Source organism: Pseudomonas sp. GW821-FHT09H03, assembly GCF_059415945.1.
On sequence record NZ_JBWKOF010000005.1, the window covers coordinates 159,417 to 172,750 of the forward strand.

Here is a 13,334-nt window from a genome sequence, read left to right on the forward strand (position 1 = left end):
GAATTGTCAAAAGCCAGAAACGACAAAGCCCTGAATAATCAGGGCTTTGTCGGTACAAATATGGCGGAGGCGATGGGATTCGAACTCATGGACCTGTTACAGTCGACGGTTTTCAAGACCGATATTTGGACTCAATCGGGCTAAGGCCTGTAGCGGTTTCCGCTCCTTTACACACAAGGGTTTCACTTCGCTTACCGGATCCTTAAGCGAACAGCATTGCGCTTATTGAGCGGCTTTGGTGATGGCGTCAAAGGCGACCATGTCGTCGATGACCTCGCCTCCGGTGGATTTGGTCTGTGCTTGCCAAACCACAATCACCACATTGTGGGTTGGATTGATGTAGACGTACTGACCAAAAATGCCGGCAGCGGTAAACGCTTTATCTGCCTTCGAAGCCTCTGTCCAGGCAGGCCACCACATGGAAGCAAAGTCGCCATATGCCGCATCCGCGCCAGTGGTTGTACTGACGAAACTCATCCAGTCTTTGGGCAGTACCTGCTTGTCGCCGGCCTTGCCGCCGCTGAGTACGAACTGTCCGAAGCGCCCGTAATCTTCAAGCGTCGCACTGATACCGCTGCCGCCCACCTCATTGCCATTGGGGCCGTCGAGCCACCAGTTGGCGTCGCTTTGCATGCCATACGGTGCCCAGATTTTTTCACTCAAGTAATTCGCCAATGGCTTGCCCGTGGCGGCGCTGACCAATTGCCCCAGTACTTGTGTTTCCCCGGTGCTGTAGTTGGTCAGCGTACCTGGGGTCGCGATGCTTGGCCGTGTGGCCATGTACTTGAGGGCCGAGCCGGGTACTTGCGCGATTTGCAGCTTGAGCATCATCCGCCGGTCTGAGGTCGGATCGGCGTATTTCTCACTCCACTTGACCCCAGAGCGCATGGCCAGCACCTGACGTACCGTCGCCTGTTCATAACCACTGCCAGCCAGTGAAGGCAGGTAGTTGGTTACTTTGTCATCCAGGCTTTTGATCGAACCGTCCTGCAACGCGGCGCCCACCAGCGTCGAGGTGATGGACTTGGCCACCGACATCGACATCCACCGGGTGTCCGCTGTATTGCCCTTTTCATAGCGCTCAGTAACGATTTTACCGTCCTTGAGCACCAGCAGGCCCGTTACATGGTTAAGCGTGACGTAGTCATCGAGGTTGTATTGCTTGCCTTTGAAGTCAAAGGCAACTGGCCCGAGCGGCTGGCCGCTGCGCGGTAATGGAAAGGGATGACCAGCGGCCTTGATGGTGCGCACAGGGAACAAGCGATCAATGTTGCGGAAGGTGTTAACGGCCATGTCTTCGCTGAGCTTGCCGTTGTACATAGTCTCGACGTCGCCAATTGGCTCCTGTGCATGGAGGTAGGGCTTCGTTGAATCCGCGTTGCTTGAACAGGCAATCAACGACAGCACCAGTGCCGAAGCGCACGTCACCACCTGAACACGGCGTCTCTCAGCGATTGATGAATGATCTGAGTGCAGCATGAAAGACTTCCTTCTTATTATGGTTTTTGTGGGTTGAACAAATAAGATTCGCAAGTAACATGCTAAAAAACGCCTCCCCGGCGGCCTGCGCACCCACGGGATCACGTCTTCAAGGGGCGACCGCGGACCAGTGATGCAGTTGACGCTCCGCGTTCCACATTGGGTGAACTCGCGCAAAATAGAGGGCGTAATAGGGACGTTTCATCTGGACATTTTCAAAATATGCTCGACTACTCCATGTTTCAACGAGTAACACATGATGGGGACAATCCTCGCTCTGCAGCACGTCAAACCCCAGGCAGTCAGGCTCACGTTCGATCAGCGTGCGCAAATTCGACAGCTCGTGCAGAAAGTCCGCGAGACGCTCAGACCGGATCTTTAGCTCTACCGTGAGAACATACATACTGTTCAACTCAAAGTGAGTCAGTCAAGCCGCCATCGGTCAGGAGCGTGCGCCCCGTGATCCAGCGCGATTCGTCCGAAGCAAGGAATACGACCACGTCCGCGATGTCCTCGGGCTCACCGATACGCCCTGCCGGTGTCGCCGCGATCACAGCTTGCCGGCGCGCGTCGGGCGTCGCCGCAGTCATGTCCGTGCTTGTCATCGAGGGCGCCACCGCATTCACCGTGATCCCCCGTGCGCCGAGTTCCTTTGCAAAACCATTCGTCAATACGGACACTGCAGCCTTACTGGCGGCATAGATGGCTGTACCTGGGCGGGGTGAATAGATCAGGTTAGTCGAGACGTTCACCACGCGCCCGCCGGTAGGCGGAAAATGCGGAACCGCTGCCTGCATCATGTGCAATACGCTGCTCATGTTGACGGCAAAGAGCCGGCTCACATGGTCCGCGTCGATGTCCGCAAAAGTGCGCCCCTCGAAAATGCCGGCGTTGTTCACCAGAATATCGATGCGGCCGAAACGTGCGACGATCGAGGCGATAACACTGCGCACACCGGATGCGTCCGCCACATCCGCCGCAAAAGCCTCAGCTACCCCCCCCGCCTCCCCGATCGCCCGAACCACCGACTGTGCCTGATCGACTCCGGACTGATAGACAACCGCAACGATTGCGCCCTCAGCTGCGAGCTTGCGGGCGATGGCAGCGCCGATGCCACGTGAGCCTCCGGTGACAACCGCAATTCTGTTTACAAGCTTCATCATTTGCTCCTGAAGATAGGTTGCTTCTGGCTCATCTATGCGCTGGATACAACCAAGAACAAGGGGCCAGCGGAATGGCTAGCGCATCTGGAATTCACCGGACTTCAACGGCGATGACTCTATGATCCGCCGGCATCCAGAATGAAAGAGCCCGTAGGGTACGTTTGAACATGTAATGGGAATAAGACGGGGAAACGAGAAAGATTTTTTCCCTAGGGAAGAAATCTCCCCCGATTTGACATTACGACTATGGTGGTCCTTCAACCGCGCGGGGCAAACGCTCGATCAGAAAATCGGCAAAGGCCCGAACCGCTGGCATCAGCCCCCTGGCGGAGGGCAGGATCAAGCTCAATGTTCGTCGAGAAACCTCCCATTGGGGAAGGACCCGCACCAGCGTTCCATCGGCCAGTTCCGTCCGGCAGGTATGCAGTGGCACGACGGCAACGCCCTGGCCTGCAATAGCTGCTGCCTTGAGCAGCGAAACATCGTCTGAGCCGAGACGGTTTTTTAACCGTACCGTGGCCTGTTCTTCGCCCGGCCCCCGCAACGTCCAGACGCTTAAGCTGCTATGCGTCGCCAGGTGAAGACCGTCGACGCCATCTACATCTGTAGGATTGGCAGTCCGACGCTCGCCAAAGTAGTTGGGGCTGGCTACCAGCACCATCTGCAAGGTGGCCAGTTGGCGCGCGACCATCGACGACTCGACCAGGTCCTGTTCATGCGAACGCAGGCCAAGATCAAAGCCGTCTGCAATTAGATCGGTGTAACGGCTGCTTGCGATGATGTCGACGCTGACTTGGGGATAGCGGGCAAGGAATTCCGGCAGCAGTGGCACAAGCAGAGAGCGCAGGACCCCTTGCGGGCAGGTCATCCGGACACGCCCTGCGGGTTCGCCCAACACGCCGCGCAGATGAACTTCGGCCGACTCGGCCTGTTCGACAATCTTCCGGGCGTAGAGATAGAGCTGTTCGCCGGCCTCGGTGAGAGCGAACCGGCGAGTGGTGCGGTCAATCAGACGCAGGCCGAGATGGTTTTCCAGGGCTTTCAGCCTGCGGCTTAGTGTGCCGGTCGGTATGGAAAGAGTTTGCGCCGCAGCAGTGAAGCTGCCACGTTCTGCAAGGAGCTTAAAGTAGTACAGGTCGTTGAGATCAAGCATCGGTATGAACTGCCCCGGGTTTCGTAGACACGTTTGAGTGGCGGCTGATGGCCGTTTTCTGACTGTGGCGACCCAGAGCAGCCCTTTGCGAATGACGCTTATGGCCGTTTTCTACCCATCGCGAGAGGCAGAAAACGACCGTGAACTGCCGGTCAAGCAGTCCGAGGTTCAACGGCAGGTATGAGAGTGAACCAGTCGCTCAGGACCTCGGCCCACCGACAAGTACTCGGCCAAAGCGGGCCGTCACGAAAATGGTCGATAGCGTCTGCTCACGTTCAAGAAGCGGCCAGTCGCCTGCTACATGGGATGGACTTCAACATTTCACTTAAGCGGACCGCGGTAGGCGGCCCGCTGGAAGTAGGGGGCAGGCGCCTGTTCAAGTAGGCGCTTCATGGCCCGGACTCACCAAGTTTAGGCGCCAATATGCTGCGATGGTCAAATAGAAGCACCACCGTCCACCACCAGATCCTGACCGACTACGTAGCCCGCTCCATCAGAACACAACCACAAAACGGCAGAGGAAATCTCATCGAGCTTGGCTACCCGACCGGACGGATTAGTCGATGCGACTCGCGCATCGCGTGCGGCTTTGTCCTCGCCAGGCCGGTAAGACATCGACGTATCGACGGGGCCCGGGCTGACGCTATTGATACGGATTCCATTGCCGATCGCTTCCAGTGCGGCGGTCCGCGTAAGAACGGACACTGCCGCTTTAGAAGCTGCATAGGCACCTGTACCAGGGCGGGTCAAATGATCGCCGATGTTCGAGGCGATGTTGACAATAACACCGTGTCCCTGCTTCTTCATGGCAAGCATTTCGTGCTTGAGACACAGCCATGTACCAATCGTGTTGGTCATCAGAAGTTCGCTAAAGCTGTCCAGCTCCATTTCGTCCATCGCGCCTCCCCGAAAGACACCGGCGGCGTTGACGGCAATGTCCAGCCGGTCGCAACCTGCAAGTGCCTTGACAAGCAAGGCTTTGACATCGTCCTCGTTCGTGATGTCGGCTTCCACGACCAGGTGACTGCCACCCCGATTGTCAATCTCGGTGCCGGTCAGCCGAAGCTCGACAGCACGGCGACCGACCAGTACCACTCGAGCCCCATGTGCTGCCAACGCAATTGCCACCTGTCGCCCAATGCCCGAGCCGGCGCCAGTTACCAAGGCATTCTTCCCAATGAGAGAACCTGTGCTCATGTGCATTCCCCTTCAACGTGTATGTCTATTTTGATGAGCGATTTAGAAAGGCGCCCAGCGCTTGAATTAAGCCGCGCCGCAAAGCGGTATCGGCTTGAATGAATTGTTAGGCCGTCAGCGCATTGCATGCTTGACTGTGAATCACGTAAAAGGCTTCACGGCGCCAAACCTCCCAGCTTTGAAATCCGCCACGGCCTGTTCGGCTTCTTCACTGCTGTTCATCACAAATGGCCCCATCTGCACAATCGGTTCGTTGATGGCCGCACCGGCAATCGCAACAAACTTCACCGCGCCATCTACAGCGCGCAGTTCCACAGCTCCCGCTTTATCAACCGAGATGGCAACGGCTTCGCTGGACGACAGCCTGGCTCCGATAGTGCTTTCTGGCACATCAAAGTCATGGGCGGTCAGATTCCCGGAGATGGTGTAGAGCCACAGATTCCAGCCGGATGGGATCGGCAACGCGGTACGGACGCCGACATCCAGCCAGCCATCCACGATCAAGATCGGTTCAGGGGGATTCAGTGGGGAGGTCTTTCCACCCAATGTGCCGGCCAGCACGCGCAGGCGTAAACCAGGGCTTTCGATCACGGGCACGTCGCGGGCACGCACCAACATCGTCGCCGGTTCGATCTGCTTCAGGTGGCGCGGCAGATTGACGAACAACTGCAGTCCGTGTAACCGGGGGTGATCCCCCTCCGGCTGCTGTGTATGCACGATACCCTTGCCGGCCAGCGTCCAGTGCAGATCGCCAGGATCGATTCGATGGTCGTTGTGCACAGTGTCGTGGCTGCTCATCCACCCCTGGGTGTCTTCGAACAGCACCGTTACTGCCGACATGCCGGCATGCGGGTGCAGTTCGAACGTGGGACCGGTCATCACGTAATGGTCAACCAACACCAGTGGACTCATCGCACTGCCGAAGTCGGTATGGCGAAACTGGCGGATATCGCAGTGCGCACCAACTGCATGCGGTGCACGCGTGACCGGATGGGAAAAACGCAGGCTGCTGGAGTTGGGTGCCGGAGTGGAATTCATATTTATCGCTCCTGTGAGCTATTGATCGGGGAGCGGGGCGCGCTCAGGCAGCGATCTTCGCCCGGTCCTGGTTAGCAGCCTGACCCACGGCCACCGCGATGTCCGAGCGGGCTGATTCCAGTGCGGCAGCCTTGGCGGTGTCGCCCCTGCTGAGGCCTTCCGCACGCACGAAGCGCACGTCGGTGATGCCAAAGAAACCGAAGATTACCTTCAGGTAGCTCTCCTGATGTTCCATCGCCTGACCGCCTTCGCTGGTCGAGTACATGCCACCCCGGCTGGAGATCACGATCACGGTCTTGCCGCCTGCCAGGCCCACGGGGCCCTTCTCGGTGTACTTGAAGGTGCGACCGGTTTGTGCCAGACGGTCGATCCAGGCTTTCAGTTGTGTCGGAATGCTGAAGTTGTAGAAGGGGGCGCCGATGACGATCACGTCCGAAGCGAGGAACTGGCTCACCAGGCGCTCCGACACCGCGTTTTCGAATCGCTGGGCTTCGGTTGGCTCGGCTTGCAGGCCAGTCTTGATGCCAATCGCGTCGGCAGTGAAGTGGTTGGGGGTGTCCACGGCCAGGTCGAGGTATTCGACGGTGGTTTGGGGGGTGGCCGTGCGCCATTCCGCGACGACTTCGGCGGACAACAGGCGGGAAACGGAATAGGCGCCCAAGACACTGGAATCAATGTGCAGCAGTTTCATGATCTTTCGCTTCCTTCAAGTAAATGGGCCGGTAATCGCAGCGGCATGATTTGTAGTTTAAATTTGTGGTGATTCATTGATAAGTAGGCAAAAATGACTTAATTCGTTCCAAAAATAGGACAATAAAAGATGCTGGATCTCAATGACATGTTCTATTTCGCGGAAGTAGCCGAGCGCGGCGGTTTCGCGGCAGCCGGGCGCGCACTGGGCATTCCCAAGTCGCGCCTGTCCCGCCGGGTAGCGGAGCTGGAGACACAACTGGGCGTACAGCTGTTGCAGCGCAGTACCCGCAGTCTCTCGCTCACCCCGGCCGGCGAGGTGTACTTGCGGCATTGCGCCGCGATGCGCGACGCGGCCCAGGCCGCCGGCGAGGCTGTCGCCCAGGCCCAGATCGAGCCCCGTGGCACGATCCGCATCAGTTGCCCGGTGACGCTGGCGCACAGCAGAGTGGGGCGTTTGTTACCGGTGTTCATGAGCCGTTATCCGGCGGTGCGTGTGGAGATGATGGTGGTCAACCGTCCGGTCGACCCCATCGAGGAAGGCGTGGACATCGCGCTGCGCGTGCGGCCCGTGATCGAAAACAGCGCAACCCTTGCGGTCAAGAACTTCGGCATCATCCGCTCGGTACTGGTTGCCAGCAGTGAGCTGGTGCGCTTGCACGGGCCGATCGAAAAGCCCGAGGAGCTGGCCCGCCTTGATAGCGTGGCGATGTCCGCGAGCAGCGACGGCCGCCAGAGCTGGCACCTCCAGGGGCCCGGCGGCGCGAGCTACGTGCATCACCATTCGCCGCGCTATGTGGCGGGCGATCTGGCCACCCTGGCGTTCGCGGTACTGGGCGGTATCGGCGCATCGGTGCTGCCGGACTACATGTGCTTGCCCCACATCCGCAGTGGCGAACTGGTCGAGTTACTGCCCGGCTGGGGGCCGCCGGGGGGTATCTGCCATGCGATGTTTCCGGCGCGCCGGGCGCAAGTGCCGGCGGTGCGCAAGCTGATCGACTTCCTTGCGGAGAACCTCGGCGGCGCCGAGATGCGTGCGGTGCTCACGTGAATTTCCTGCTTGCCACATTCGGTGTGCCCAGCCTTCCGCTTTTGGTCGCAAGCAGTCTGGTTGCAGCGACTCGTCAGCCGTCCGCTTTGCCGAGGACCTGTCAATCCATATTGCATAAGTCAGCAGATCGGCCTTGGCGGACATTTGTCACAGCGTATCTGCAGGTCCGCTAGTGGCCGATTCTGTTGGAAAAGTCGGCCATGGTTTGCGCAACTGAAAAGTATGCATCCGAGATTGAAATCTTTACTTTCAGCAACGGTCTCCAAACGCGGATTTCACGTAGCAGCGTGTACAAAAGGCGTTTTCACCGGTCAATGACCAAGCAGTTTTGGATGACCGACTTTTTCAACAGAATCGGCCGATTGCAGTCACTCCGGCGCCATTATCACCGCTAGCGTCATCTTGATGAACTCTTCGTTCTTGTCGATGGCTTCCAGGGCGCCACGCACATTGTCGGCGACGTCCGCCGATCCTTGCTGCTCGACCCAGTTAGAAAGCTCCATGATGGCGGCTTCGAGGGCGAGTTGGTTTTCATTGAGTTTGAACAGGAGGGAAGGGAGCAGGTCAGAATTTGGCATCGCGAAATCCTCCGTGGAGATTTCAGCGTAGCAGTGGTCAATCATAAAAGAGGGGATGGTACGGTCGGCAGGACGCCGAGGGGGGGCCGAAAAGGCGTGGGAGCTTTTTCGGGGATTCGCTAATTTCGGTTTGGCTCTGTAAGGCACCGTTTGCAGCGAGCGCCAGTAGAAAACTCAGCAAATGCTGGCTTTGTGCCCGTTTTCAAGCATGGGGTGCTAGTGCGCTGAGGCCTGCTGACGATCAAGGTCACCGGTGAATCATGCCTCTGATTGCGCTGTGATGGTCAGTCGGCAAAACGTCGGGGGAGGGACGTGAAATCAGCCTGAGTTCTGGAACACTTCCATAATAGTTATGGAACACCTCGTGCATCAAGGTACTTGGCTACAAACCCCAGAAACGACAAAGCCCTGAATAATCAGGGCTTTGTCGGTACAAATATGGCGGAGGCGATGGGATTCGAACTCATGGACCTGTTACAGTCGACGGTTTTCAAGACCGTTGCCTTAAACCACTCGGCCACACCTCCGTTGCGTTGCGGGCGCCATAATACCTGAATGAAACACACTGTCAAACTCTCTGCATAGCTAGTTTCAAGGTGTCTGTTATGATCTTTGCGACTGAACGTTTCAAACCAACAGGAGTGTCGCCATGCGCGAACAGGATTACGCAGTTAATAACAGCGTGCAGGCTGAGCAGCTAGAGGTTAGCCGCGTCCTGCGCAACACATACGGCTTGCTCGCCCTGACGCTCGCATTCAGCGGCGTAATGGCCTACGTGGCGCAGCAGATGCGTGTTGGCTACCCGAACATTTTCGTGGTGCTGATCGGCTTCTACGGCCTTTTCTTCCTCACCAACAAACTCCGTGATTCGGCCTGGGGCCTGGTGTCTGCCTTTGCCCTGACCGGTTTCATGGGTTTCCTGCTCGGCCCGATCCTCAACCGTTACCTGGGAATGCAGGGCGGCGCTGAAGTGGTCAGCTCGGCTTTCGCGATGACGGCACTGGTGTTCGGTGGCCTGTCGGCTTATGTGCTGATCAGCCGCAAGGACATGAGCTTCCTCAGTGGTTTCATCACCGCGGGCTTCTTCGTGCTGCTGGGTGCGACGGTGGCGAGCTTCTTCTTCCAGATCAGCGGCCTGCAACTGGCGATCAGCGCAGGTTTCGTGCTGTTTTCCTCGGTCTGCATCCTGTACCAGACCAGCGCCATCATCCATGGCGGCGAGCGCAACTACATCATGGCGACCATCAGCCTGTATGTATCGATCTACAACCTGTTCATCAGCCTGTTGCAGCTGTTCGGCATCATGGGCCGCGATGATTGATCGAAGGCCTTGAGTAAAAAACCCGCTCCGGCGGGTTTTTTATTGCCTCAAATGCTGGTCAGTTAATGACAATGCTGCCATCGGCCTGCTGACGGTAGATGGTGTAGGGCAGCAGCAAGGTATCGAACGCGCCGGAGATGACCACATCGATCAGCACGATGGCAGGAGCAAAGGTGTGGTTTTGTGGATCCAGCCCTGTTCCCAGCGGCGCATTCAAACTGCAAAAATCGTAGGTCACACCGCTGTAGATTCGTGGAACTGCGCCACAGTAGCTTTTTTGCTCCTTGAGGCTTTTGACCGCCACGTCGTCGCCGCGCACGACCGTTTGAACGGTGCCGCACCCTGCAAGCAATAGCGTCGCCAACAGCAGTAGCTGAATTTTCATAACGCCTGTCCTTAGCCGAAAAACAAGTAATCTACGCCGATTCGCTGCAAACAGCACTCATGCCATTGGCGGCAACCGGCGTTTGACCGGGGTCTTCTTGACGATTGCGGTATTGGTTTCGGCGTGGGTGTTGAGGCGATCGAGCAGGGTGTCCAGTTGTTCCATCGAGCGCACGTGCAAGCGCGCGATGAAGCAGTCGTCGCCGGTGACCTTGTCGCACTCGGTGAATTCAGGGATGGCCTGGATCTGCCGTTCCACTTCCTGCAGCTGACCCGGCAGCGGGCGAATCCGCACGATGGCCTGGAGTTGATAGCCGAAGCATTTCGGGTCGATTTCAACGGTGTAGCCCTTGAGCACACCCCGTTCTTCGAGCCGGCGCAGGCGCTCGGCTACGCTGGGCGAGGACAGGCCGCTGATGTTCGCCAGGGCCTTGAGCGAGCGGCGCGAGTCTTCCATCAACGCCTTGATCAGCACCTGGTCGATGTCGTCGGTCATGGCAGAACCCCTGTAAGGCAGTTAATTGAAAGTGCCTTTATAAAAAAGGCAGAAGCCGAGTTTAGCCTGCTTTTTGCGCTGGAGAAGCCCCCAAGTGGCTTGGCATACTTTGCGCTCAAACACAGGAGTCTGATGATGGACAAAACAATACGTCGCGGCTCGTTCGAGATGACCGCCGCCATGCTCATCTCCGGGACCATCGGCTGGTTTGTGCTGGTGTCCGGGCAACCGGTACTGGACGTGGTGTTCTGGCGTTGCCTGTTCGGCGCCGGCACCTTGTTGCTGATCTGCGCAGCCTTCGGCTTTCTGCGCCCGGGCATCCTGACCCGCACCACCTTCCTGCTGGCGGTGCTCAGTGGCGTGGCGATTGTCGGCAACTGGGTGCTGTTGTTTGCCTCCTATTCCCGCGCCTCGATTGCCATCGGCACGGCGGTCTACAACGTCCAGCCGTTCATGCTGGTGGGCCTGGCCGCATTGTTCCTCAACGAAAAAATCACCCTGCAGAAACTGTTCTGGCTGGGCATTTCGTTTCTCGGGATGCTGGCGATTGTCAGCGCCCATGGCGGGCAGGGCGAGAGCGGTAATGATTACCTGATGGGGATCGCCCTGGCATTGGGCGCTGCATTGCTTTATGCCATTGCCGCGTTGATCATCAAGCGCCTGATCGGTACACCGCCGCACCTGATCGCGTTGATCCAGGTCTGCACCGGGGTGCTGATGCTCGCACCGTTCGCGCACTTTTCAGCGTTGCCGCAAGCGCCGAGTGCCTGGGCCAGTCTGGTGACGCTGGGCATCTTCCATACCGGGGTGATGTACGTGTTGCTGTATGGCGCGATTCAAAAACTGCCGACGGCACTGACCGGCGCGTTGTCGTTTATCTACCCGATCGCGGCGATTTTTGTCGACTGGTTTGCCTTTGGCCATCGCCTGGAACCGCTGCAGTGGATTGGCGTGGCTGCGATTCTGCTGGCTGCTGCGGGCATGCAACAGGGCTGGGGCTTCAAACCGCGCAAGCTGGTGGCGCAATAAGTCAGATGTTCCAGCATGGCGCGGTCCTGGCCTGGTGCTGTGTACCTCGCCGATACCAGCATCAGCCTGGCGGGGCGATAGCGCCGGTACGGGACCGGCGCTGTACCGATGGTTGACGTACGCTGCCCTTAGAAGATGTAGTCAGTCGTCAGAAAACTCGAACTGCGTCCGCTGATGATCTCGCTGATCAGGTCTTTGTTGGTTTCCTGGAACTTGGTGGCGACCAGTGTCCGAATCGAAAACACCCGCAACGCATCATGCACCGACAATGTGCCCTCCGCCGAGTTCTTGCGGCCGTTGAACGGGTAGGTGTCGGGGCCGCGCTGGCATTGCGCATTGAGGTTGATGCGCCCGACCTGATTGGCGAAGGTGTCGACCAGCCGGCCGACCGCTACCGGGTTGGTACCGAAAATACTCAACTGCTGGCCGAAGTCCGATTCCAGGACGTAGTCGATTACCGTATCCAGGTGACGATAAGGCACGATCGGGATCACCGGGCCGAATTGTTCTTCCTGGTAGACGCGCATTTGCGGGGTCACCGGGTACAGCACAGCCGGGTAGAAGAACGAGGCGCGGGCCTGGCCGCCGTTGGGGTTGACCACCCGGGCACCCTTGCTTTCGGCGTCCGCCACCAGAGCATGCAGGTAATCGACCTTGCCCGACTCCGGCAGTGGTGTCAGTGCCACGCCGCTGTCCCACGGCATGCCGGGTTTTAGGCTGGCGAGTCTGGCGTTGAATTTGTCGATGAAGGCTTCGACCACGTCTTCATGGACGAAGAGAATTTTCAGCGCGGTGCAGCGCTGGCCGTTGAACGACAACGAGCCGGTCACCGCTTCGCTCACGGCGTTGTCCAGATCAACCTCCGGCAGGATGATGCCGGGGTTTTTTGCGTCCAGGCCCAGGGCCGCACGCAAGCGGTGAGGCTTGGGGTGCAGTTTTTTCAGGTCGCTGGCGGCTTTGTTGGTGCCAATAAACGCGAAGATGTCGATCTTGCCGCTGGCCATCAGCGCGCTGACGGTCTCGCGACCGCTGCCATAGATCACGTTGATCACCCCGGTCGGGAAGCTGTCGCGGAACGCTTCAAGCAACGGGCGAATCAGCAGCACGCCGAGCTTGGCCGGTTTGAACACCACGGTGTTGCCCATGATCAGCGCCGGGATCAGCGTGGTGAAGGTTTCGTTGAGCGGGTAGTTATAGGGGCCCATGCACAGGGCGACGCCCAGCGGCACGCGGCGGATCTGGCCGAGGGTGTCCTGTTCCAGCTCGAAGCGGCTGGAACGGCGGTCGAGCTCCTTGAGGGCATTGATGGTGTCGACGATGTAATCGCAGGTGCGGTCGAACTCTTTTTCCGAGTCCTTGAGGTTCTTGCCGATCTCCCACATCAGCAACTTCACCACCGCCTCGCGCTGTTCGCGCATGCGACCCAGAAAGGTTTCGACGTGCTGAATGCGTTCGGCCACCCGCATGGTCGGCCACAAGCCCTGACCTCTGTCATAAGCTCGCACGGCGGCGTCCAGGGCGGTCAATGCGGTCTCGGCATCCAACAAGGGCGTGCTGCCCAGGATTACTTGCTCATCGCCATCCGCGCCGCTCAGGTAAACCGGGCTGCGCACCTGTGCCAGGGGGCCGTTCCAGATCTTCAACTGGCCATCGACCAGGTACTCGCGCTGTTCGGTCTGGCCGTCGAGGCGGTACTTTTCCGGGATGCCGTCGTGGCTCGGGAACAGGTTGTCGAGAATGTTGGCTGTGGTCATG

General features: G+C 58.4%; 14 protein-coding genes and 1 tRNA gene. 3 read left to right on the forward strand and 12 right to left on the reverse strand.

Annotated elements, in window-relative coordinates:
• Positions 1-222: 222 nt before the first annotated feature.
• The 7 genes from AC07OG_RS09010 to AC07OG_RS09040 form a co-directional block, all read right to left on the reverse strand.
• Positions 223-1,479, reverse strand: a complete 1,257-nt coding sequence (locus AC07OG_RS09010; RefSeq protein WP_495066810.1) for a serine hydrolase domain-containing protein — start codon at positions 1,477-1,479, stop codon at positions 223-225.
• A gap of 109 nt (positions 1,480-1,588) precedes the next feature.
• Positions 1,589-1,882 carry a putative quinol monooxygenase gene (locus AC07OG_RS09015; protein WP_095057962.1) on the reverse strand — a complete coding sequence of 98 codons (294 nt, stop codon included), beginning with the start codon at positions 1,880-1,882 and terminating at the stop codon, positions 1,589-1,591.
• A gap of 10 nt (positions 1,883-1,892) precedes the next feature.
• Positions 1,893-2,639, reverse strand: coding sequence for an SDR family NAD(P)-dependent oxidoreductase (locus tag AC07OG_RS09020; RefSeq protein WP_495066811.1), 747 nt, complete (start codon positions 2,637-2,639; stop codon positions 1,893-1,895).
• Between the two features lie 247 nt (positions 2,640-2,886).
• The gene (locus AC07OG_RS09025) at positions 2,887-3,795 is read right to left on the reverse strand and encodes a LysR substrate-binding domain-containing protein (RefSeq protein ID WP_218423236.1); all 909 of its coding nucleotides are present in this window, start codon (positions 3,793-3,795) and stop codon (positions 2,887-2,889) included.
• Between the two features lie 435 nt (positions 3,796-4,230).
• On the reverse strand, positions 4,231-4,992 hold the full coding sequence (locus AC07OG_RS09030) for an SDR family NAD(P)-dependent oxidoreductase (protein ID WP_495066812.1): 762 nt from the start codon (positions 4,990-4,992) through the stop codon (positions 4,231-4,233).
• 141 nt (positions 4,993-5,133) lie between these two features.
• Positions 5,134-6,030, reverse strand: a complete 897-nt coding sequence (locus AC07OG_RS09035; protein WP_495066813.1) for a pirin family protein — start codon at positions 6,028-6,030, stop codon at positions 5,134-5,136.
• 43 nt (positions 6,031-6,073) lie between these two features.
• Positions 6,074-6,721 carry an FMN-dependent NADH-azoreductase gene (locus tag AC07OG_RS09040; RefSeq protein WP_495066814.1) on the reverse strand — a complete coding sequence of 216 codons (648 nt, stop codon included), beginning with the start codon at positions 6,719-6,721 and terminating at the stop codon, positions 6,074-6,076.
• A 129-nt stretch (positions 6,722-6,850) separates the two neighbouring features.
• Between AC07OG_RS09040 and AC07OG_RS09045 the strand changes: the two genes are divergently transcribed.
• A complete protein-coding gene (locus tag AC07OG_RS09045) occupies positions 6,851-7,771 on the forward strand; it encodes a LysR family transcriptional regulator (RefSeq protein WP_495066815.1) in 921 nt (306 codons plus the stop codon).
• A 368-nt stretch (positions 7,772-8,139) separates the two neighbouring features.
• Here AC07OG_RS09045 and AC07OG_RS09050 read toward each other — a convergent pair whose 3' ends face one another.
• A complete protein-coding gene (locus tag AC07OG_RS09050; protein ID WP_060540567.1) occupies positions 8,140-8,349 on the reverse strand; it encodes a hypothetical protein in 210 nt (69 codons plus the stop codon).
• Between the two features lie 439 nt (positions 8,350-8,788).
• Positions 8,789-8,876 (reverse strand) — tRNA-Ser (locus tag AC07OG_RS09055).
• Between the two features lie 122 nt (positions 8,877-8,998).
• On the opposite strand from AC07OG_RS09055, the gene AC07OG_RS09060 reads away from it, so the two are divergent.
• On the forward strand, positions 8,999-9,670 hold the full coding sequence (locus AC07OG_RS09060) for a Bax inhibitor-1/YccA family protein (RefSeq protein WP_060540568.1): 672 nt from the start codon (positions 8,999-9,001) through the stop codon (positions 9,668-9,670).
• Between the two features lie 58 nt (positions 9,671-9,728).
• On the opposite strand, the gene AC07OG_RS09065 is transcribed toward AC07OG_RS09060, so the two are convergent.
• Both AC07OG_RS09065 and AC07OG_RS09070 read right to left on the reverse strand, forming a co-directional pair.
• Positions 9,729-10,055: a YceK/YidQ family lipoprotein gene (locus AC07OG_RS09065; protein WP_060540569.1), complete on the reverse strand. Its 327-nt coding sequence runs from the start codon at positions 10,053-10,055 to the stop codon at positions 9,729-9,731.
• 57 nt (positions 10,056-10,112) lie between these two features.
• Positions 10,113-10,550 (reverse strand): Lrp/AsnC family transcriptional regulator, encoded by a 438-nt coding sequence (locus AC07OG_RS09070; RefSeq protein ID WP_060540570.1) that lies wholly within the window; start codon positions 10,548-10,550, stop codon positions 10,113-10,115.
• A gap of 135 nt (positions 10,551-10,685) precedes the next feature.
• Between AC07OG_RS09070 and AC07OG_RS09075 the strand changes: the two genes are divergently transcribed.
• Positions 10,686-11,579, forward strand: a complete 894-nt coding sequence (locus AC07OG_RS09075; RefSeq protein ID WP_495066816.1) for a DMT family transporter — start codon at positions 10,686-10,688, stop codon at positions 11,577-11,579.
• Between the two features lie 128 nt (positions 11,580-11,707).
• Here AC07OG_RS09075 and AC07OG_RS09080 read toward each other — a convergent pair whose 3' ends face one another.
• The gene (locus tag AC07OG_RS09080) at positions 11,708-13,333 is read right to left on the reverse strand and encodes an NADP-dependent glyceraldehyde-3-phosphate dehydrogenase (RefSeq protein WP_060540572.1); all 1,626 of its coding nucleotides are present in this window, start codon (positions 13,331-13,333) and stop codon (positions 11,708-11,710) included.
• Between the last annotated feature and the right edge of the window lies 1 nt (position 13,334).

Bases quoted from the DNA above. Each gene is read 5' to 3' on its own strand.
- AC07OG_RS09060 (WP_060540568.1), top strand. From the start codon at position 8,999: ATGCGCGAACAGGATTACGCAGTTAATAACAGCGTGCAGGCTGAGCAG.
- AC07OG_RS09075 (WP_495066816.1), top strand. From the start codon at position 10,686: ATGGACAAAACAATACGTCGCGGCTCGTTCGAGATGACCGCCGCCATG.
- AC07OG_RS09010 (WP_495066810.1), bottom strand. From the start codon at position 1,479: ATGCTGCACTCAGATCATTCATCAATCGCTGAGAGACGCCGTGTTCAG.
- AC07OG_RS09050 (WP_060540567.1), bottom strand. From the start codon at position 8,349: ATGCCAAATTCTGACCTGCTCCCTTCCCTCCTGTTCAAACTCAATGAA.
- AC07OG_RS09080 (WP_060540572.1), bottom strand. From the start codon at position 13,333: ATGACCACAGCCAACATTCTCGACAACCTGTTCCCGAGCCACGACGGC.
- AC07OG_RS09045 (WP_495066815.1), top strand. From the start codon at position 6,851: ATGCTGGATCTCAATGACATGTTCTATTTCGCGGAAGTAGCCGAGCGC.
- AC07OG_RS09035 (WP_495066813.1), bottom strand. From the start codon at position 6,030: ATGAATTCCACTCCGGCACCCAACTCCAGCAGCCTGCGTTTTTCCCAT.
- AC07OG_RS09030 (WP_495066812.1), bottom strand. From the start codon at position 4,992: ATGAGCACAGGTTCTCTCATTGGGAAGAATGCCTTGGTAACTGGCGCC.
- AC07OG_RS09020 (WP_495066811.1), bottom strand. From the start codon at position 2,639: ATGAAGCTTGTAAACAGAATTGCGGTTGTCACCGGAGGCTCACGTGGC.
- AC07OG_RS09040 (WP_495066814.1), bottom strand. From the start codon at position 6,721: ATGAAACTGCTGCACATTGATTCCAGTGTCTTGGGCGCCTATTCCGTT.
- AC07OG_RS09025 (WP_218423236.1), bottom strand. From the start codon at position 3,795: ATGCTTGATCTCAACGACCTGTACTACTTTAAGCTCCTTGCAGAACGT.
- AC07OG_RS09070 (WP_060540570.1), bottom strand. From the start codon at position 10,550: ATGACCGACGACATCGACCAGGTGCTGATCAAGGCGTTGATGGAAGAC.
- AC07OG_RS09065 (WP_060540569.1), bottom strand. From the start codon at position 10,055: ATGAAAATTCAGCTACTGCTGTTGGCGACGCTATTGCTTGCAGGGTGC.
- AC07OG_RS09015 (WP_095057962.1), bottom strand. From the start codon at position 1,882: ATGTATGTTCTCACGGTAGAGCTAAAGATCCGGTCTGAGCGTCTCGCG.